Source organism: Streptomyces sp. NBC_00249 (assembly GCF_026342355.1).
Lineage (GTDB): Bacteria > Actinomycetota > Actinomycetes > Streptomycetales > Streptomycetaceae > Streptomyces.
Genome location: NZ_JAPEMV010000004.1, coordinates 279145 through 299888 on the forward strand (window position 1 = coordinate 279145; position 20744 = coordinate 299888).

A 20744-nucleotide genomic window follows, 5' to 3' on the forward strand; every position below is an offset into this window, starting at 1 on the left:
GTGGGGCCGGTTTCGTCCCAGTGGCGTCTGGACCGGGATAGTAGGAACCCTGGAACGCTCCCGACCCCTCTCACCTGGGCGATCGGGCGAGCCTGGAACGTGCTTCCGGGATGAGGGGGAGGGTGGAATGGCCACGGAGACGGAGCAGTTCGCGGAGCTGATGCGCGGATTCAAAGAGCGCTCGGGGCGCAGCTACGGCACGCTCGCGAAGCGTCTGCACTCCAGCAACTCGACGCTGCACCGCTATTGCAGCGGCGCGGCGGTGCCCACGGATTTCGCCCCGGTGGAGCGGTTCGCCCGCGTCTGCGGTGCCTCGGCCGACGAACTGCTCGCGCTGCACCGGCAGTGGCTGCTGGCGCTGGTGGAGCGGCGGCGGGGGGTGACGGAGGGGCAGGCCTCGGGGTCGGGGGCGGCGAGCTCCGCGGCGCCGCGGGGCGGTGACGCCGCGCCGGAGGTGCCGCCTGCATCGGCGGCGGTGGTGGCTGGGGAGGCTTCGGAGGTCCTGCCGAAGGCGGAGACCGACCCCGCACCGGCCCCGGCGTCCGCGGCCGGGTCCGCCCAGGCGCCCGGACCTGCCGCTGCGGAGGTATCCGCCCCGGCGCCCACCCCCGCTCCCGCGCCGGCACCGGCGGAGGACCCCGCCCCTGCACCGGCACCGGCACCGGCACCGGCACCGGCACCGGAGACACCCGCACACGCCCCCGCCGCCCGTATCCAGCCGGGCCCCGCCCGGGCCTCCGTACCGGGGGCACGGCGGCCTCGGCTGCTGCTCGCCGTTGCGGCCGCCGTGGCCACCGCCGTGGTGGCGGGGACCGCCGCCGCCGTCTCTGCCATGGGAGATACGGGTCGCGGGGACACGCGCCACGGCGCCGCCCAGCCGTCCTCGCGCGAGCGGACGGCGGCGGGCCCGGCCTTGCCGTCCGGCGGGTCGTCGTCACCCACGCCCACAGCCGATCCCGCACCCGCGTCCAGCCCCGGACCGTCGTCCACTTCGGTAACGTCCGCGTCCACCCCGGCAACGTCCGCGCCCACCTCGCAGGCCACCGCCAAGGAGGGGGCCTCCCCCACCGCCGCCCCGTTCACGGTCAACGTCCTGCCCGACAACTGGGACAGCCCCTGCGACCAATGGTTCGCCCTGGACAAGGCACCCGGCACGGTCCCCCCGCCCCCCGCCGGGCAGGCGACCGAAGGGTGGGCCCGGGCCCTGCAGGCCGTCCCGGCGGGGCACCTGCGCATGCAGCTGACCGTCCAGGGCACCGAGGGCAAGGCCGCGGTCCTGCACGCGCTGTACGTCCATGTCGTGAGCGGCCGCAAGGCTCCCGGCTGGAACGCTTACACCATGGGCGCCGGCTGCGGCGGCGCTCTGGTGCCGGCGTCCTTCGCCGTGGACCTGGACGACGCCTCCCCGAGGGCCAGGTCCGTACCCGGCAAGGAGGGCGAACGGCCGACGGCCTCGACCGACTTCCCGTACAAGGTCTCCGCCACCGACCCCCAGGTGCTGAACATCGACGCCGCCACACTCGGTCAGGACGTCAGCTGGTACCTGGAGCTGGCCTGGAGCAGTGGCGACCGCAAGGGCACCACCCGCATCGACGACCACGGCCGCCCGTTCCGCACGGTCGCCCTGAACGCCGGCCACAGCTACTGGTACAACGCGAACAACAACGCCTGGCTGCCGTACACGGAATGAAAGACGCAGTGCACCCGGTCCGAAAAGCGGCCGCAGTCCGGACTCCTTCTTGGCTTGGTGCGCCACCGTGAAGGGCGTGCCCCTAGGGAACGTCAACAGCGGTCACATGCGTGACCCGAGGGGCTCCCCCAGAGGACCCAGCAGCGCTTGTTTACACAGGTCAGGTCCGGTACGAAGGCCCAGGTCAGCGACCTGGGCCTTCGTCGTTGTCCAGACCTCCCGACCCTCGCCGCGCCCTCCGCATGCTCCAAGTCGCGGCAGTTGACGGACGATGTCCGCTCAGGCGGCATCTACCCGCGCGCACGCCGGGCGACCAAAGCACACCATGAGGGACGACGGCGGAGTGCTCGGCGGTCTCGACCGCTCCGATGCCTGCGTCGGCGAGGACGACGAGTGGGCCTCGGGTGCCGAGCCGGTCCGAGAACCGCCCGGCAGCAACCGCTCCCAGCAGTTTGCCGAACGGAGAGGCCGATGGCCCGTGGGACACCGAGCCAGGCCACCAGGCCGAGGGCGAGGAGCGGTCCGAAGAGGGCGCCGAGGTTGTCCCTCACGCGCTCGAAGCCATAGGCCCGTCCGTACGCCTTGGCGGGGCCTTGCCACTCATGCCAGCGCATCGGACATGCCCTCTATCGCGCCCAAGGCTGCGGCCGGCCGTCGGCGGGTCTCCACGGGGAAGAGGGACAGGGCGCCGGTGATCTACGCGCTCCTCTTCGGCCAGGCAGAACTGCGGCAGCCCCAGCCCGCCGCCTGATCCCGCCCCACCCCGTTCCAGGACTTCCGCAATGCCTGACCGCAGGGGCGGGCGCGGCTGTCGGCACACCCCGTACAGGAGTGAGGGCCCGACCGGCTCGTCCCGGTCGGGCCCTCACCTCTGTGAGGGCGGGTTCTGGTCGTAGTGGCGGGTCAGTGGTCGGAATAGCTGAAGTCACCCACGGTCCAGGCGCTGACATCCTCGATCGAGACGCGGTACATCCCGCCCGTCTCCGGGATACCCACGGTTCCCTGCAAGATCCGCGCCACATGAAAGTGCAGATGCGTGGGCGGCCCCTCCATACGCGGCATGGCGGTGAACACGGCGGAGAACTCGCCCAGACGGGCGGAATCCGTCAGCACCTCCGACACCCGCTGCCTCCACACGGCTTCGGGAGCCAGCCGACCGGTGATGACAGCACCGCCGGTGACCACGGTCAGGGACATCTGGTTGCTCTGCCCGGACTCCACCAGGGCGGCGACGTTCACGAGCAGCTCGTCAGGCTTCGGCATAGAAGCCGACTCTATTCTTCGCCCCACCCCCCTGGCGGCCCGGCGCCTGCGATCCGCGCACGCAGCCCGCCGAGGCGCTGCGACGGCTGGAGGCGGTAGCACCTGTTGGCTGCCCAGCACGCGGATACGGGGTTGTGTTCGACCCCGATTACCTCCTCATCGAACACGCGAAAATCTATGATGGCCACAGTAGACATTCGTTTGCGGTGTGGTTATGGTTTCTCTCGTAGCCGAGATCGAGCAAGGCCCGGAGAGACGAACTGCCGGGCATCAGTACACGCAGTGCGCAGGGCGGTGCGGTGGTGGAGTTCCGAAGCCAGGGTTGTTGCAGGACGGCGACGGGACTGACGACCGGACCGGGCGGCCCGCAGTGATCAGGGGCTGCCACGAGCAGTACCGCAGTTAACGCAGTGGCAGTTCAGTAAGTGCAGTTCGCAGTACCAGCAGTGCAGTCAGTGAGCGGTACCTCGGTAAAGGCGTCGGCTGCGGGCGCGCGTACCGGGAAGTTCGGCAGTGGGGTTCTAAGCCAGAGCAGACGCAGGATGGGCGACGGGGCTGGCTGCCGGAGAGTGGCGCTACCGCAGGCCACTGAGCAGTTCGCATCAACAGCAGTACGTAGTCCCCCGTTTGGCAAGTGTCGGTCCAGAGGGAAGAACGGAGGAGTTGACCGCCATCAGGATCGCCCGGGTCGAAGGCTGAGCCCGGGTACCGCAGGACATCGATAGTGAGGTGGTCTCCGGTCAAGCAACCGCGATCCCCGCGCCCCCGGCCGAGTGCAGGTCAGGCCCGCGGAAACAGCAGGCCGACGCAGTACTAGGGTCGGCAGATGGTGTAGCAGTTCCTTCGGGGCCCTGGTGCCGTACGGCACCAGGGCCCCTCCACGCGTTCCACAGAGAGAGGTGCAAATGACAGCACACGACTCGTTCGACGATCGTCTCGACGACGACGACTACCCCGCGTACACCATGGGCCGGGCCGCAGCCATGCTCGGCACCACCCAGAGCTTCCTCCGCGCCATCGGAGAAGCCCGCCTCATCACCCCGCTCCGCTCAGAGGGCGGACACCGCCGTTACTCCCGTTACCAGCTGCGCATCGCCGCCCGCGCGCGAGAGCTCGTCGACCAGGGCACCCCCATCGAGGCTGCTTGTCGCATCGTCATCCTCGAAGACCAGCTCGCGGAAGCCCAGCGCATCAACGCCGAATACCGCCGCACCACCGAAACACCCCATCCACCAACCGCAGTGTGACGACTGCGCCTGCGAGCCAAGGATGCCGTGGGCCGGGGCGTTTCATAGCGGGAGCGACCGAGGCCGTGTGCCGTACCTCGGCCGCCGGACCCGGCCGAACGGCACACGCAGCCAATCTCAGAGTCGGTGGGCGAGGGAGGCGCGCGTCAGGCGTGCTCGTCCGATGGCTGCTGGGCAGGCTGGACCGACCAGCTTGGCGGCTCGTCGTTGCCCGAGTCCTCGTCGCGCTCCGCGTCGGCGGCTGTCGCATGGATCTTGCCCGAGGCGTGGTGGACCGGCGCGTATACGGCGTAGAGCTGCAAGGTCTCGTCACCGATGTTGGTGACGTTGTGCCAAGTGCCGGCGGGCACGAAGATTGCCCAGCCATCCTCGACCTCCCGGTCGAAGTCGAGCCGATCCTTCGTGCGGCCCATCTGGACGCGGCCCCGGCCTGCGTCGAGTCGGAGGAACTGGTCGGTCTCCGGGTGCGCCTCCAAGCCGATGTCCCCACCCACCGGGATCGACATGAGGGTCAACTGAAGGTACTTCCCAGACCAGGCGACCGCGCGATAGTTCGTGTTCTCGAGCGTCGCCTTCTCAAGGTCGAAGCTTTGAGGTTCCGGCCCGATGTCCTTGATGGTCACACTTCTCTCCCGGTCAACGAAGGCGGTACGCGGTCCCTAGGCTCGTGCGGCTTGCCGGCCAGGCGCCGACGCGACACCTCCATGATCGAGTGCCCCGTCCGCGGCACTCCAGCACGATCCGCGACCGCTGAGCCAGAGCCTGGACCGTTGTACGACGACGTGCCCAGCCCTCCAGCACAGCCCGCTGGGCATCGGCTAACGACAATGGCGGAATCTTCGGACCAGGACGACCTCTACCGACCTAACGCCGAACCTCAGACTCAGGTCACCGGTAGGGCTTGGTTGGATTCCGCGGCTGTCGACGCGCTCGGGGCGGGCGGACGGTTGCCGCGAAGAGTTGCGGGGGTGTCGGCCGCCGATCTGGGCCACCATCGTGGGGGGGGCGTGCCCCATCCGTGCCCTTCGGGGCGGTGAACAGCGGTCAGAACCGGTGCCCGGAGGCAGTCCGGGTGGAGGTCGTCGGGACAGGAAACGCCAGGTCAGGAGCCGTATGGGTCACCGCGCGCCATAGATTCCCATGCTTATGGCGCGGGTTCGATTCCCGTCATCCGCTCTTACAAGAAGGCCCATGTCAACGACCTGGGCCTCCTTCGTTGTCTAGACCTTTCTCGGCGTCGCGCACCACCTGCGCACCATCTGCGTCCGCATCACCTCGTGAAATGTCCGAGGTGATGCGTCAGGAGGTCAGCGAAGCGCGGCAGGCCGGCTTTCGCGAGTCGGGCGACAGCATCAGCGATCGTGACGGGCGGGTTGCGTTTCTCTCCGGCGAGCCTGATCACCGTCTGCGCCACCTCGTGCGGCAACTCACCGTACAGCCCGCACAGATAGGAATCCGGGTCGATCACCCGCACTCCCTGCTCGGCCAAGTCACCGGCAGGGAAGTCGGCGAGGTTCCACGTGATCAGGGCGTCCGCCCGTGCGGCCACCGCTGCCGCCGCATGGTGCCGATCGTCGGGGTCATTGCCCGGCATTTCATCCACAAGGTGCCCATAGGCCGCCGCCGGGATCTCACAGTCGGCGAAGAAGCGTCGAACGGCCTGGGTAACCGCGGCAGCCGACTCCGCCGAACGCCTTCCCTCCCGGACGATGACCCGCTCCCACTCCGCGAGCAGTCGTTCGGACCACACAATTTCGTGGACGGAGTCCTCCGTGAGGGCCAGCATCACGTCCATCACCGAGAACGGAAACAAGACGTTGGTGTCCACAAAGACCCGCGCCGCCACGCTCCTCCTCTTCCTCCTTCACAGCTGCCGGTGACACCCACGTCAATACGGCAGGTCGGAGCCCTCCAAAGCGTCAGCGATCTGACGCCGCCCCTCCCTGCGGCGCTCACGCTGCTGCTGGAACGCCAGCACGTCCGCAAGGCGGACCACGCGGTGACTGCTGCCGGGAAGGTTCGTCGAGGGGATGTCACCGGCGTCCAGCAAGCGGGCGACGAACGGCCGAGACAGGCCCAGAAGCTCAGCTGCCTCAGTAGGCGACAACTGCACCTCAGACGCCAGGACCGTCACCGCATGCCCGCGCGCCAGCTCACCGGCCGAGGCCAGAAGGACGCGGACCAGCTCCCTCGGCAGTGTCAGTTCACCGCCGTCCGGGGTGCGCACCAAGAGCTCGACCGAGTCCGGCGCCATCCGAGCAGCAGCAGCGAGCGCGCCCTGGTGCGAGGGGTTCGGTTCAACCTTCCCAGCACGGGCAAGAACGCTGGAACGAGCCATGACCGCCTCCAATCACTGACCCGGCGAGAATGCATCTGAAATAACTGTAACCTGACCCTCCGGCGTGGGCAACCGGTGAGAAGATGCGCCTCAGCCGCGCCCGCCGGAACGATCCGCCCCCGCCTTCTCGGGTCTACCGGGCCGCCGGTCCGGCGAAGCCCTCGAAGCGGACACGTAAACGGCGGCACGCCAAGCCGGCACCGCACGACCGGACGGTCCCGGTGGCCGGGGCCGGTGCTGACCGGTGGGCTGGGTGTTCACCAGGTGACCGGGAGTGCTACCGGACCTCGGATGAGTACGTCTTTTTGCCATGGCATGTGGCGGGGGTCGGTGGCCAGGCGCAGGTTGGGCAGGCGCGTGAGGAGGGTGGTCAGCAGGAGTTCGGCTTCCATGCGGGCCAGCAGTGGGGCCAGGCAGTGGTGGGGGCCGTGGCCGAAGGCCAGGTGGGGCGGCCCCTGGCGGTCGATGTCGATCCGGTGTGGCGCAGGGTAGTGCTGCTCGTCCCAGTTCGCTGCGACGTAGGAGACGTAGACGGCTTCGCCCCGGCGGATGAGGACGCCTTCCACTTCGAGGTCCTCGGTGGCGATGCGGGCCTGCCCCACGCCGTGCTTGTGGGGGATGTAGCGCAGCAGTTCCTCCACGGCCGCCGGTACGGCATCCGGGTCGGATCGAAGCCTGCTCATGAGGCTGTCATCGGTGAGCACGCAGTAGACCATGTTGGAGGTGTGGTTGCGTACTGCGTGCCAGCCGTTGAGCGCCATCAGCGTGACCAGAGCGAGGAGTTCTTCCTCCTCGATCCTGCCGCTGTCGACAGCGGCCTGGAGTCCGCTGATGAGGTCGTCCTGCGGCTGAAGCCGCCGTTGGCGTGCCAGTTCGAGGAAGAAGGCGCGGGCGTCTTCTTTGGCCTGCCGCGCGCGTTCGACTTCAGCTTCGTCCCTCGCCCGGGTCAGGACGGCGTCCGCCCATGTGCGCAGGCGCGGCCGCTCGGCTGCCGGCACCCCCAGCAGAGCTCCGATGACATGCAGGGGGAAGGGGGAGGTCACGTGCTGGACGAGGTCGGCTGGTGGTCCGGCCGCGACCATGGAGTCGATGTGGTTGTCGAGTACGCCTTGGACGTGGGGACGCAGTGCTGCCATCCCGGAGCGGTTGAACGCCGAGGAGACCACGGAGCGGACTCGGGTGTGCTCCGGCGGGTCGACGAAGCTCACCGCGCGGTCCAGCGGGATGAGGTACCTGTTCATGCTGGGGATCGGCCGGCCGACGATGTCGCGGCTGAAGCGGGGATCAGAGGTGACGAAGCGGACGGCGTCATAACCTGTCGCCAGCCAGCACTCGCCGGGAGCTCCGTGCGCCAGCCGGACCCGAATGACGGGTTCGGCCTGCAATGCCGCCCGGAGAAAGGGGTCGAAGTCGAGCGCAGCCAGGTCCGACACCTCGTACAAGGGCGCGGTTGCATCGTGCATCACTGGCTCCTGGGCGGCTGGTCGTGGCGCAACGGTGTGAGCTGCTCGATGTCGTAACGGCGGCGCAGCGCGGCGATGGCATCGTGGTCGACGGGCCCGTCGGCGGACAGGATCGTCAGCAGTTCCTCGAAGTAGCGTTCGTGGTCCGGAGGCGGGGACGACTGGAAGAACATCCGGGCCGGGGCGTCGGTGGGGTTGGCGAAGGCGTGCGGGCAGCCGGCCGGGACCAGGATGAGCGTGCCGGGCGTGGCACGCACCACCCGTTCGCCCTTCGACGACTGCCATTCCCGCCAGCCGTCAGCGCTGCGCACCTGCGGCTCGAAGGCGAGAACATCGAGTTCGCCCTCAAGTACGTAGAACAGTTCTTCGCTGCGTGCGTGCACGTGTGCGCCGACGTCGAAGCCGGGCGGTACGAGCACCTCGAAGCTCGACGCGACGGATGACTGTGCGCCGGTCACCTTGAAGGTCACATGCTGGGCGGCGGCGCGCAGCGTACGGCCTTCGCCGGGGGGCACGACCAGCCCGCTGCCCCGGGCCGTCGTGGTCGGGGGACAGACGGTCATCGGGTCTCCGTAAGGGTCTCGTCCAGAATCCGCGGCCCGCCGGCATGCACGATGTGAAAGTCGAGGTCTGAGGCATCCCATCCGTGCCCGTCGGCCGGGCTCCGCAGCGCGCAACTCGCCGTCCTCCAGCGCGCGCCGCGCGACCAGCGGTACACGGGCCTTCGCCTCGCCGGCCGACACAAGGTGTCCATACAGCACCCCATATCCTCCCCGGCACGAGTGCCTCAGTACCCCGTTCGAATCCTTAACGACCGCCATATGGCCAGGTCACCCATTCGTACCCGGCGGTCGCTCAAGCGGCCGAGGACGACGGCCCGGTCTGCTTCCACCCTGCGCAGGATGGGGCGGCGCGGTCCGAGCCGCCGGTTCTGCGGCCCCGGAGGGACTGTTGGACGGCCTGTCTTCGTTGTCCGGACCGGTTCACGCGTCATGGCGCTTCAGCCCGCTGCGTCCCGGCTGCCGTCCAGCTGGCCAGCAGGGCGAGGCGCTCAGCGGTCGCCGAGCCGGGTACGACGGTGTAGGCGACGAGCAGCTGGTCCGGGTCGCCGGGGAGGGCGAGGGTCTCGTAGCCGAACTCCAGCTCCCCGGCGAGGTCGTGCACCATCCGCTTCACGCCGTAGGTCTTCTCCTTGACCAGGTGGTCGGCCCACAGTCGCCGGAAGTCCTGGCTCTTCACCGAGAGTTCGCCGACCAGGGCGGACAGTGCCGGGTCGTCCGGATGGCGGCCCGCGTCCAGCCGCAGGTACGCCACCGTTTCGGCGGCGACCGCGGCCCAGTCCGGGTAGCGGACGGGCGCGCTGGGGTCGAGGAACACCTGACGGGCCTGGTTGCGCTCCGAGGACGGGATTCCGGAGAAGCCCGCGATGGCGTCGGCCAGCGCGTTCCACCCCAGCACGTCCATACGTCGGCCCAGAACGAAGGCCGGTGTGCCGGCCATGCCGTCCAGGAGCAGTTGCAGCCCCGGACGGACGCTCTGCCGGCCGCGGGACACGGCCCGGCGGGCGGCCCGCGCCGGGCGGATCAGGTCCCGCAGATGCGCCTGCTCGGTGTCGTCCAGTCGCAGCACCCTGCCGATGGCCTCCAGGACCCCCTCTGACACGTTCTGCCCGCGGCCCTGCTCGAGGCGGATGTAGTAGTCGACGCTCACCCCTGCGAGCTGCGCGACCTCCTCACGGCGCAGTCCCGGCACCCGGCGCCGTCCGTGCGAGGGCAGGCCCACCTCCTCGGGCCGGATGCGGGCGCGCCGCGACTGCAGGAAACCACCGAGGCTGTTGTCCATGCCCTCGAGCCTAGGCGGTTGCGTGAGGCCGAACCTGGTACTGGCAGACCCAGGAAAACCACTGCCCTGGCTGGCCCGCCCGGGCTGCCACACAGTCGGTCATGTCAGCGAGGCGGCCGTCCGCCACCCCGCCCACCGTGATCAGGAGTACCGACAATGAGCTACGCCACCCTCTCCGGCCGTACCGCGATCGTCACCGGAGCCGCCAGCGGCATGGGCGAGGCCATCGCACGGCTGCTCGCCGCCAACGGTGCCCGCGTGGCACTGCTGGCCCGCCGCGCGGACCGGCTCGGCGACCTCGCCGCCAAGATCGCGGCCGACGGGGGCGAGGCGCTCGCCGTCCCCGTGGACGTCACCGACCAGGCGTCGGTGGACGTCGCGACCGGAACGGTCCACGAGGTGTACGGGCCCGCCGACCTCGTCGTCAACGCGGCCGGCGTGATGCTGCCGAACCCGGTGGAAGACGGCCGCCTCGACGAGTGGACCCGCATGATCGACACCAACGTCACGGGCGTCCTGCGGATCGTCCGCGCGTTCACATCGGATCTGACCGCTGCGGCGGCCGCGGGCCGCGCCGCCGACCTGGTCAACATCTCCTCCATCGGCGCGCACCTGACCTTCCCCAACTACGCCGTCTACGGCGCCACCAAGGCCGCCCTGACGCACCTGTCCACCATGCTCCGCTCCGAGTTCGGGCCTCGCGACGTCCGCGTCACCAACATCGAACCCGGCCTGACCGGGACCGAACTCGGCCGGCACATGGACAATCCCGTGCTGTCGCAGGAGCTCCAGGGCATGTTCGAGGCGATCGGCGGGCTGTCCGCCGACGAGATCGCCGACGTCGTCGGCTTCGTCACCAGCCGTCCCCCGCACGTCAACCTGCGGCAGGTGATCGTCCTGCCGACCCGCCAGGCATGACCCTGCCCGGTCGGAGCCGCGTCGGCCGTCCGCTCAGGGCGCCGCCCGTTCAGCGTTTGTCTACCGGTTCCCGCCATGGTCATCATGCGAGGCGTTCGCACACGTACGCGAGCGCCGGCCCAAGCGCGAGAAAGGCTCACGGGGGATGACAGCAGCGATGTCGGTTTCGAAGGCGAAGACGAAGACGATGGCAGGGGCGAAGGCGAGGGCGGCACGGCGGATGGCCGGCGCCCTGGCGGCGGGTGTGGTGGCGCTCACCGGGACCCTGACGGGCGCGGGCAGCGCGCAGGCCGCGTACGACCCGGTGACCCACACCATGTGGAACGACGAACCGCTCTACCGGGGCTGGCACATCGACAACGGCGACAACACGCGGCTGATCATGCAGGACGACGGCAACCTGGTCGTCTACCGGTGGTTCAACGACCCCTCCAGGAAGGAGGTCCGGTGGGCGTCCAACACCGTCGGCTGCGGCGACAAGGCCGTCATGCAGTCCGACGGGAACCTCGTCGTGTACGGCGGTGACGGGCGACGGGTCTGCTATGCCCGCAACGAGTTCAAGGGCTCGTACGCGAACGGCTGCCTCTCGGTGTGGAAGGGCGGCATCGGCATCTACTTCACCAATGAGCCGTGCCCGCAGGTCGCCGCCCGGCAGGGCGATTTCACGATCACGCTCCGCAAGTCGGACGCCTACTGACAGCCTGCTGACGGCCTGCCCGCAGCCCGTCGGCGGCTACCGGCGGCCCGTTCGCGCCACCAGCCCCGCCACCGACCACTGCGGGCGCGCCGCGAGCCGGGTCGCCGCCGCCCGCAGGTGCAGGGGCAGGTGCCCGCAGAGCGCCGCCAGTTCGGCCACCGGACCGGGCTCCTCACGGACCCGGTCCGCCCCCGCGACCCGTGCGAGCAGTTCGTGCGCGTCGTCCGCCTCCAAGGGGCCGATGCGGATGTGCGCCGCGCCCGCGGGCAGGGCGTCCGGGGCCGCCCCGGTCAGTACGGCCGCGCAGCCGGCGGTGGCCGGCAGCAGCGGCTCGGGGACGGCCACCCCGTCCAGCAGCACCAGCACGCGCCGCCCCGCGAGGGTGGCGCGGAAACGCCGGGACAGTTCGTCGGTGTCCGCGGCTTCGGGCGGCCGTTCGCCGAGCGCCCTGAGGAACGCGGCGAGTACGGCACGCGCCTCGGCCGGCCCGGCCTCCTCGAGCGCTCCGCCGTCCCGCGGACCGTCCGCGCTGGCGTACAACTGGCCGTCCGGGTATGCGTCCTGGACCGCGTGGGCCAGGTGCACGGCGAACGCCGAGGTGCCGCTGCCCCGGGGGCCCGACAGGGCCAGGACCGGGGAGGTGCCCGGCTGCCGCAGCAGTCCTTCGGCCTCCCGCAACTCGGCGCCCCGGCCCACCCAGTCCGGAATGTCCGGCGGCAGCTGGCAGGGGCGTGCCGGGCGGCGCCGCCGCGCCGGGACCGTGGGGGCGGTCAGGGCGGGGTCGCCGTGCCGGATGCGGGTGTGCAGCTCCATCATCGCGGGGGCCGGTTCCAGCCCCAGTTCCCGGTCGAGCCGCTCCCGTAGCGCGTCGAAGGCCGCGAGCGCTTCGGCCGTCCGCCCGCCGCGGTGCAGGGCCAGCACGTACAGGCGCTGCACCTCCTCGTCGTGCGGGTTCCGCGCGGCCAGGGCGCCGAGTTCGGGCAGCAGCTCCGCATGCCGCCCCAGGGTGAGTTCGATGTCGAGCAGCGTCTTCGTGACCGCGTGCCGGCCCGCCGCGAGCCGGTGGCGGGCGCGCTCGGCGAGTACGCCGGGCACCCCGTCGAGCGCCGGTCCGCGCCACCGCCCGAGGGCCTCGCGGAGCAGTGCGCGGGCCCGTACCGGATCGTCGTGGCGCAGCGCGGCCGACTCCAGCACCGCGGCGTCGTAGTGGAAGAGATCGACGGAGCGGCGATCCACGTTCAGCCGGTAGCCGCCCGATTCGGCGACCAGCACCGCACCGCCCGAGTCCCCGTGCGCGGCCATGGCCCGGCGCAGCCGGTGGGTGTGGGTGCTCAGCTGGCCCACGGGGTTCTTCGGCCACTGGGAGTCGTCCTCGCCCCAGAGGCCGTCGATCAGTTGCGCGAGGGGAACGAGTTGCCCGGGGGCGAGCAGGAGCGCGGCGAGCACGGCTCGCTGCTGCGGGCGCCCGAGGTCGATCTCGCGGCCGTCGCGCCAGGCGCACAGTGGACCGAGCACGCTGAATTCGAGCCCCATCCCCATGCCGTCCCCGCATCCATGAGCTCGGTGCACAATTTGCGACAGATGATAGGTGACGGGGAGGGAGCGCCGCCTTCTCCGCGCACTGCCGTACCGCCGTCCGCAGACGGCAGCGCCCACGGGACGGGGATCCCGCGGGCCCACGGGAGTACGCGGCGGGGACGGGGGCGCGGAGCACGAGGACTGGGGGAAGGACCATGGGGGAAACCACGCTGCGATTCAGCCTGCTCGGGCCGTTGCGGGCCTGGTACGGGGACGACGAGGTCGATCTGGGCCGGCCCCAGCAGCGGGCCGTGCTGGCCGCGCTGCTGACGGCCTCGGGGCGTACGGTCGCCACCGCGGTCCTCGCGGAAGGGGTGTGGGGCGGCGCCCCGCCCTCCGAGCCGCGCAAGGCCGTACAGCTGCACGTGTCGCGGCTGCGGGCCGCCTTCAAGGCATGTGCCGGGGCGGAGCGCGCGGGAGAGCTGCTGGTCCGCGTGGGCGACGGCTACGCGCTCGCGGCGCCGGACGCCGAGGTGGACGTCGTGGTCTGGGACGGGCTGCTCGCCGAGGCCGAGCGGCTGCGCGACCAGGGCGCTCCGGCGGACGGGATACGGAAGGTGCTGCTGCGGGCGCACCGGCTGTGGGACGGGGAGCCGCTGGCCGGCCTCGCCGGGCCGCACGCGGAATCGGTACGGGCCCGGCTGCTGGGGCAGTGGCTCTCCGCCAAGGAGCTCCAGCTGGAGATGGACGTCGAGCTGGGCGACCGTACGGACCTGACGGCGGAGGCCGCCTCGCTCGCGCTGGAGCACCCGGGGCGGTCCCGGCTCACCGCTGTCCTCATGCGGGCCCTGTACCAGGCGGGGCGCAAGGCCGAAGCCCTCGCGGTGTACGAGGAGGCCCGCCGGTCGCTGCCGCCGGATGCGCGCGAAGCCGATGGCCAGGCCGGGCCGGCGGGTGGCGCGCGGCGCGCCGACGGGCCCGCCGCGCTGCACCTGCGGATCCTGCGCGAGGACCCCGCCCTCCTGTCCCTCTCCGCCGCCCGCGCGGAACCCCCCGCCTGGCGGGCACCGCATCAGCTGCCCGCCGGTCTCGCCGACTTCACCGGCCGGGAGTCCGCCGTCGAGATGCTGGTGGACCGCCTCGTGGGCGGCGTCGGACGCGCGGTGGTCGTCTCCGCGCTGGACGGCATGGGCGGCGTCGGCAAGACGACGCTGGCGGTGCACGTGGCCCGCCGGGTCCACGAGCGGTTCCCGGACGGTCAGCTCTTCGCGGACCTGCGCGGAGCCGACCGGACTCCCCTGGACCCCGGCCCGGCGCTCGCCGGATTCCTGGGCGCGCTGGGGGTCGCCGCGGCCGAGATCCCGCTGGACCTGGGAGAACGTTCCGCCCTGTACCGCTCGGCGCTCGCGGGCCGCAAGGTGCTCGTCGTACTCGACAACGCCGCCGACCCGGACCAGGTGAAACCCCTGCTGCCGGGCTCCGCGGGCTGCGCCGTCCTCATCACCAGCCGCACCCGCCTCACCGGTCTCTCCGGGGCCCACCAGATGCGGCTGGAGACCCTCCCCCCGGACGAGGCGCTGGAACTGTTCACCCGGATCGCGGGAGCCGACCGGGTGGCCGCCGAGCCCGGCCTCGCCGAGGAGATCGTGGCGGCCTGCGGGCTGCTGCCGCTCGCCGTCAGGATCGTCGCCTCCCGGCTCGCCGCGGACCCCGCACTCACCCTGGCGGCACTCGCCGAGGCGCTGCGCGACCAGCGCCGGCTGACCGAACTGGACGACGGGAAGCGCACGGTGGAGGCGACCTTCGCCCTCTCCTACCACCGGCTCGGCCCGGACCTCGCCCGCGCCTTCCGGCTGATGGCCCTGCCCGACGCCCCTGACATCTCACTGCCCTGCGCCGCGGCGCTCCTCGGCCGGTCCGAGGCGGACGCCGACGAGCTGCTCGAGGCACTCGTCGACCTGAACCTGCTGCACTCCCCGCAGTTCGAGCGGTACGGCTTCCACGACCTGGTGCGCGACTACGCCCGCGACCGGCTGGCCGCCGAGGAACCCGCCGCGCAGCGCACGGCGGCCGCCGACCGGCTGGTCGACTTCTGCCTGGCCACCGCGCGCAACGCCGATCTCGCCGCCCGCTCCGTCGACCCGGTCGAGCAGAGTCTCCTCGACGCACCGGTCGCGTCCCCGGGCCGCCCCGTGGCCGATTCGGCCCAGGCGGTGAGCTGGATGCGCGAACAGGCCGGCGTGCACGCCGCGGCCATCCACCTGAGCTGCGCCGATCCGGCGCTGCCGCTGGACCGCGCCGCCGAACTCGCCGACAAGATGGGGTCGGTGCTGTTCGAGCGGGCACAGACGGCGACCATCGCCGACCTGGCCGAGCACATCGCCCACCAGGCGGCGGCCCGGGGCGACAACGGCCCCGAGGCCCTCGCCCGCCACGTACGCGGCATCATGCTCTGGCACGTCAACCGGTACGAGGAGTCCGAGCGGGAGATCGGCCGGGCGGTCGCCCTGTGCGAGGGCGTCGACGACGGCCCGGTCGTACGCGTACGGGCCAAGGCGCTGCTCGCCCTGGGCAGCAACCTCCGCATCCGCGGCCGGTACGCCGAGGCCGCCGCGTACGCGGGCAGCGCGGCCGAGCTCTTCCGCCGGGTGGGAGCGGAGCGTGCGGAGGGCAGCGCCCTGGGGGAGTTCGCGTTCTGCTGCGCCCAGACAGGACGTGTGGAGGAGGGCAGGGCCGCGGCCGAGCGCGGCGCCCGCCTGATGGACGGGTCGGGCCCGGTGTCGGCCGCGACCGGACGCTACTACCTGGCCCGGGTGCTGCGGCTGTGCGGCGACCCGGAGGCGGCCCTGGCCCACGCGGTCCGCGCCCGGGAGGAGTTCGCGGGCCTTCAGGTGACGGTGTTCGAGGCGGCGGCGGGAGATCTGGTGGCCCGTATCCACGCCGAGGCGGGCCGCTGGCTGTCCGCCGCCGAAGCCGCCGAGGCGGTGCTGCCGCTCGCCGGACGCACCAGCGCGGCACTGGAGGCCGCGCTGCTGCGCACGCTCGGGACGGTGCACACCGGTCTCGGCAGGCCGCGACAGGCGCGCGCCTGCCTCGAGGACGCGCTGGCCGTCTACGAGCGGCTGGGTCTCGGGGACGACGCCGGGCAGACGCGGGCACTGCTGGACGCCCTTCCCCGGCCGTGACCACGGCCCCGGCCTCGGCCTCCACGGGCCTGCGCTACGCGCGTTGACCACCTGTCTACCGCGGTCCATGACCGTCGTTCCTGTCAGTCACCCAGACGAGAGGAACGATCCACATGCCTACGCTTCCGCAGAACGGTCAGGTATGGACGCTGCAGACCCCGCTCGACGCACCGGGGGGAAAGATCGTCGCTGACCTCCAGGGCAGCAACAGCGGGCGGGGGACCCGCATCCAGTCGTACCGCGACAACGGCACCAGGGCTCAGGGCTGGGTCTTCTGGGCCAAGGAGAACGGCAGCTGGCTGCTGGAGACCCAGATCACGCAGGGCACGCACGGCCCCGGCCGGGCGATGGTCATGGACTACAACTACTCCACCGGCCAGACCTGGCTGTACAACGAGCACGGCCAGCCCAACCAGCGCTGGTGCCTGGAAGTCGTCGACAACGACTGGCTGCGGATCAAGAGCGTCCGCACCGACGAAGGGGACGTCTACCTGACGGCGTCCCAGCAGGAGGCCGGTGCGCTCACGCTGTCCAGGCACGACGGCTCCAACCCGGGTCAGCTGTGGCGGCTGGTGCCGGCACGCGGGCTGGGCGGCGGCACCGCGGGCGGCGGACAGCAGCAGCCCCAGCCGCAGCCGCAGCCCCAGCAGGGCGGCGGGGCCGAGGACCGCGTCCTCCAGCTCACCAACGAGTACCGGCAGCGCAACGGCCGCAGCACCCTCGCCCTGCACCCGGCCCTGAACGCCGTCGCCCGGGGCAGCGCCGCCGAGCAGGCCCGGCGCAACACGCAGGGCCACTTCACGGTGGGCCAGTGGTTCGGCCAGGCCGCCGCGGGCGGCTACCGGGGCGCGGGCGGGATGTGGGAGAACGCGGGCGGCGCCCGGGTCGGCGGGAACGACTACTGGCCGACCCCCGAACGCATCGTCCAGGCATGGATCGACGAGCCCGGCCACCGGGACAACATGCTCCAGCCGGGCGCCACGCACCTGGGCGTGGGACGCGCCAACAGCGGCGACGGAACCACCTTCTGGTCCCAGATCCTCGCCAGCTGACGGCTCCCGCCCGCCCCCCACCTCATCACCCATGCCCGCACGCACGCACGTACGCAGGAGAACTCCTTCATGACCGGAACCGCAGCAGACCTGATCCGCGCCGCCCGGGGCGAGATCGGATACCAGGAAGGCAACGACGACGGCGACTGGAACAACATCCAGAAGTTTTCACCCGCCGTACCCGACCTGGAATGGTCCCAGGGCCAGGCGTGGTGCGCCACGTTCGTGGCCTGGTGCGCCCGGGAATCGGGCAACGAATCCCTGTTCCCGGTCTCCGCGTCCTGCGCCGAGGGCGTGTCCTGGTTCGCGGAGCGCGACCGGTTCACCGAGTACCCGGTGATCGGCGGCCAGGTCTTCTTCGGCTCCGGCGGCGGCAGCCACACCGGCATCTGCATCGCCTACACCGGCTCCACGATCACCACCATCGAGGGCAACACCAACGACGACGGGAGCGCGGAGGGCGACGGCGTCTACCTCAAGACCCGCGACCGCACGTCGAACCGCGTCTACGGCTACGGCATCCCCGACTTCCCCGAGGGCGTCGTCCTGGCCGACCCCGCGTGGAAGGGACGCCCCGGGGCGGTGTACTTCGCCGAGGAGGCCTCGGAGTCGGACCTGTCCGCCGGCCCGACCACGCCCTCGTCCCCGCACGAGAGCGCCCGCGACGACAGCGGTGACGGCGGTGATGACGGCGGCTACGAGCCCTTCCCCGGCGCCGAGTTCTTCCACCCGGGCCAGGACAGCCCCGTCGTCACCCGCATGGGAGAGCGCCTGGTCGCGGAGGGCTGCTCCGCCTACGCCGAGGGCCCCGGCCCCCAGTGGAGCGACGCGGACCGCGAATCGTTCCGCAACTGGCAGCACAAGCTCGGCGACACCGGCGCCGACGCGGACGGCATACCGGGCCCCAAGCAGTGGTCGGCCCTGAAGGTCCCCCGCGCCTGACCACTGCCGAAGACCCCGGCAACGTGCTGCGCGCAGGGCACGGAGAATCTGCTGGAGGCCGAGGGGCGGCTCTTCGCCGCCCCTCACGTGGCGGGGACCACACTGCAAGGGTTGGTGTGCGGGGCCGGTGGGAGCCGAACTGCCGGTACCGGCAGAGGTGGTGCGCCGCACAGTAGGTGCGCTGGTCCCGTTTCCCGAGCTCGTGGCGCAGGTTCGATTCCCGTCATCCGCTCTTCCAAGAAGGCCCAGGTCGCCGACCTGGGCCTTCTTCGTCGACGGCAGGCACCACCGAGCGAATTCGCATGCGCGTGCGAGATGTTTCTATCTTTCTGACCTTTTATCACCCATGCAGACTCATTTTTCTGATATCCGGCCTATTGCTCTGAAATATGCGTGAGTACTGCCGGGTAACGGCGTATCACTACCTCTGGCAGGGAGTCGCTCGGCGGCGCCGCCCAGGGTGAGCCTGCGCGAGGGATCGCAGGCACGGGCGACTCCGGCACTCCTTCAGGAGGACTCGGGCTCGAAGCAACAGAAAGGTCTTGCTATGGCATTGGATGCCATTCGGTCGGATCCACCGGACAGAACGCCTCAACGCACACTGCTCAAACGGGGAGCCGTCTTCCTGCTGCCCACCGCGCTCTTCGCGGCAGCCACGCTGATCCCGTACTCCGCTCACGCCGCGGAAGCCCCCGTGGGGCTGGGGACCGCCACCAACTACGCGGTTCTGGCCGGTTCGACGGTCACCAACACGAACACCCCCACCATCATCAACGGCGACCTGGGGCTCTATCCGGGCACATCGGTGACCGGCTTTCCGCCCGGCATCGTCAACGGAGTGCAGCGCATTGCCCCCGACGCCGCCGCCCTCCAGGCGAAGAACGACCTCGTCACCGCCTACAACGACGCGGCCGGCCGGGGACCGGGGACCGTGCTCGCTTCGGCCGAGATCGGCGGACTCACGCTGGCGCCCGGCGTCTACACGGCCCCGTCGACAGTGGGAATCACCGGGACGGTCACTCTCGACGGCCAGAACGACCCCGCATCCGTCTTCATCTTCCGGATCCCCTCGACCCTGATCACGGCTCCGGCGAGTGTCGTGGCCTTCATCAACGGCGCAAATGCCTGCAACGTGTTCTGGCAGGTGGGCAGCTCCGCCACCATCGACACGACCTCCCAGTTCAAGGGCAACATCCTGGCCTTGGAGTCCATCTCGGTGAACACCGGCGCCGTGATCGAGGGCCGCGCCCTGGCGCGGAACGGCGCGGTCACGCTGGACGACAACACCATTACGAGGGCAGCTTGCGCCGTTGGCCCGCCCGGACCTCCCGGACCTCCCGGACCGACGGGTTCGCCCGGCCCGACCGGCTCGCCTGGTCCGACCGGCTCGCCTGGTCCGACCGGCCCGACCGGCGCTCCTGGCCCTGACGGCAGCCCCGGCCCTGACGGCAGTCCCGGTCCGGTCGGCAGCCCCGGCCCGGTCGGCTCACCCGGCCCCGTCGGCAGTCCCGGCCCTGACGGCTCACCCGGACCCGTCGGCAGCCCCGGCCCTGACGGCAGCCCCGGTCCGGTCGGCAGCCCCGGCCCGGTCGGCTCACCCGGCCCCGTCGGCAGTCCCGGCCCTGACGGCTCACCCGGACCCGTCGGCAGCCCTGGCCCTGACGGCAGCCCCGGTCCGGTCGGCAGCCCTGGCCCGGTCGGCAGCCCCGGCCCTGACGGCAGCCCCGGTCCGGTCGGCAGCCCCGGTCCGGTCGGCAGCCCCGGCCCTGACGGCAGCCCCGGCCCTGACGGCAGCCCCGGCCCTGACGGCAGCCCTGGCCCGGTCGGCAGCCCCGGCCCCGTCGGCAGCCCCGGCCCCGTCGGCTCGCCCGGCGCCCCTGGCCCTGACGGCAGTCCCGGCCCGGCCGGCAGCCCCGGACCCGTCGGCTCACCCGGACCCGCAGGGCCCGCAGGACCGGCCGGACCCGCCGGACCCGCCGGACCGGCAGGACCCGCAGGACCCGCAGGACCCAAGGGGCCGCGCGGGGACAAGGGTGACCACGACGAGCACGGCCACGGTCACGACGACCACGACGAGGGCGGACCCGGCCACGGTCACGACGACGAGGACGACGGTGAGCACGGCCACGACGGGCCGGACGACGGCGGACCCGGACACGGCCACGACGGGCCGGACGACGGCGGACCCGGACACGGCCACGACGACCACGGCAAGCCTCCGTGGGCCGACTTCCTGCCCGGCAGCCTCAGCGATGCCCTGGGACCCCTGGGTGCCGGCCACACGGCCAAGAGCGTCAATTTCGCCCCCGTGAGCGCCGCCACCCGCCAGCAGCCGCAGGGAGTGTCGCCCGCACTCGCCTCGGACCACGCGAGCAGCGGGCCCGGCATCATGGCCGCCTCCGCAGCCGCGCTCGCATTCGTCGGAGGCTCGGTCCTCTTCACTTTGAAGAGAGTCCGGCGTACGGCGACTCGACAGGACTAGCCCATCGCGGCCGTGACCGCCCCACACCCCTGAGCCGGGGGGCGCCGGGGGCGGACTCGGTCAAGCACGAGGAACGCCCTACCGGCCGTTCGGCGGCCGAGCCCCTG

At 71.6% G+C, this 20744-nt stretch carries 16 protein-coding genes; 8 read left to right on the top strand and 8 right to left on the bottom strand.

Annotated features, from left to right (window positions below; translation table 11 throughout):
- Nucleotides 1-127 precede the first annotated feature (127 nt).
- Complete coding sequence (locus OOK31_RS19580) at nt 128-1690, top strand: helix-turn-helix transcriptional regulator (protein WP_267088564.1); 1563 nt, start codon at nt 128-130, stop codon at nt 1688-1690.
- Between the two features lie 903 nt (nt 1691-2593).
- On the opposite strand, the gene OOK31_RS19585 is transcribed toward OOK31_RS19580, so the two are convergent.
- On the bottom strand, nt 2594-2953 hold the full coding sequence (locus OOK31_RS19585; RefSeq protein WP_267088565.1) for a hypothetical protein: 360 nt from the start codon (nt 2951-2953) through the stop codon (nt 2594-2596).
- A 905-nt stretch (nt 2954-3858) separates the two neighbouring features.
- Between OOK31_RS19585 and OOK31_RS19590 the strand changes: the two genes are divergently transcribed.
- Nucleotides 3859-4200, top strand: coding sequence for a MerR family transcriptional regulator (locus OOK31_RS19590; RefSeq protein ID WP_267088566.1), 342 nt, complete (start codon nt 3859-3861; stop codon nt 4198-4200).
- A gap of 146 nt (nt 4201-4346) precedes the next feature.
- Here the strand turns inward: OOK31_RS19590 and OOK31_RS19595 are convergent, their stop codons facing one another.
- From OOK31_RS19595 to OOK31_RS19620, 6 genes are all read right to left on the bottom strand, one after another.
- Nucleotides 4347-4823, bottom strand: a complete 477-nt coding sequence (locus tag OOK31_RS19595) for a cupin domain-containing protein (RefSeq protein WP_267088567.1) — start codon at nt 4821-4823, stop codon at nt 4347-4349.
- 647 nt (nt 4824-5470) lie between these two features.
- Complete coding sequence (locus OOK31_RS19600) at nt 5471-6046, bottom strand: PIN domain-containing protein (protein WP_267088568.1); 576 nt, start codon at nt 6044-6046, stop codon at nt 5471-5473.
- A gap of 42 nt (nt 6047-6088) precedes the next feature.
- Nucleotides 6089-6538, bottom strand: coding sequence for a helix-turn-helix domain-containing protein (locus OOK31_RS19605; protein ID WP_267088569.1), 450 nt, complete (start codon nt 6536-6538; stop codon nt 6089-6091).
- A gap of 257 nt (nt 6539-6795) precedes the next feature.
- Nucleotides 6796-8001: a cytochrome P450 gene (locus OOK31_RS19610; protein WP_267088570.1), complete on the bottom strand. Its 1206-nt coding sequence runs from the start codon at nt 7999-8001 to the stop codon at nt 6796-6798.
- Nucleotides 8001-8564 (bottom strand): cupin domain-containing protein, encoded by a 564-nt coding sequence (locus OOK31_RS19615; RefSeq protein ID WP_267088571.1) that lies wholly within the window; start codon nt 8562-8564, stop codon nt 8001-8003. Before OOK31_RS19615 ends, OOK31_RS19610 begins: the two co-directional genes overlap by 1 nt.
- Before the next feature lie 427 nt (nt 8565-8991).
- Entirely contained in the window at nt 8992-9843 is an 852-nt protein-coding gene (locus OOK31_RS19620) for a helix-turn-helix transcriptional regulator (protein ID WP_267088572.1), read from the bottom strand.
- Nucleotides 9844-9999: 156 nt separating this feature from the next.
- Between OOK31_RS19620 and OOK31_RS19625 the strand changes: the two genes are divergently transcribed.
- Together OOK31_RS19625 and OOK31_RS19630 are read left to right on the top strand one after the other, a co-directional pair.
- A complete protein-coding gene (locus OOK31_RS19625) occupies nt 10000-10761 on the top strand; it encodes an SDR family oxidoreductase (protein WP_267088573.1) in 762 nt (253 codons plus the stop codon).
- A gap of 157 nt (nt 10762-10918) precedes the next feature.
- Nucleotides 10919-11458 carry a hypothetical protein gene (locus tag OOK31_RS19630; RefSeq protein WP_267088574.1) on the top strand — a complete coding sequence of 180 codons (540 nt, stop codon included), beginning with the start codon at nt 10919-10921 and terminating at the stop codon, nt 11456-11458.
- A 36-nt stretch (nt 11459-11494) separates the two neighbouring features.
- Here OOK31_RS19630 and OOK31_RS19635 read toward each other — a convergent pair whose 3' ends face one another.
- Nucleotides 11495-12997 (bottom strand): BTAD domain-containing putative transcriptional regulator, encoded by a 1503-nt coding sequence (locus tag OOK31_RS19635; protein WP_267088575.1) that lies wholly within the window; start codon nt 12995-12997, stop codon nt 11495-11497.
- A gap of 194 nt (nt 12998-13191) precedes the next feature.
- On the opposite strand from OOK31_RS19635, the gene OOK31_RS19640 reads away from it, so the two are divergent.
- The 4 genes from OOK31_RS19640 (at nt 13192) to OOK31_RS19655 (ending at nt 20637) form a co-directional block, all read left to right on the top strand.
- A complete protein-coding gene (locus OOK31_RS19640; RefSeq protein WP_267088576.1) occupies nt 13192-16161 on the top strand; it encodes a BTAD domain-containing putative transcriptional regulator in 2970 nt (989 codons plus the stop codon).
- Between the two features lie 113 nt (nt 16162-16274).
- A complete protein-coding gene (locus OOK31_RS19645) occupies nt 16275-17213 on the top strand; it encodes a CAP domain-containing protein (RefSeq protein ID WP_267088577.1) in 939 nt (312 codons plus the stop codon).
- A gap of 69 nt (nt 17214-17282) precedes the next feature.
- Complete coding sequence (locus OOK31_RS19650; RefSeq protein ID WP_267088578.1) at nt 17283-18155, top strand: peptidoglycan-binding protein; 873 nt, start codon at nt 17283-17285, stop codon at nt 18153-18155.
- Nucleotides 18156-18849: 694 nt separating this feature from the next.
- Nucleotides 18850-20637, top strand: a complete 1788-nt coding sequence (locus OOK31_RS19655) for an ice-binding family protein (protein WP_267088579.1) — start codon at nt 18850-18852, stop codon at nt 20635-20637.
- The last annotated feature ends 107 nt before the right edge of the window (nt 20638-20744 follow it).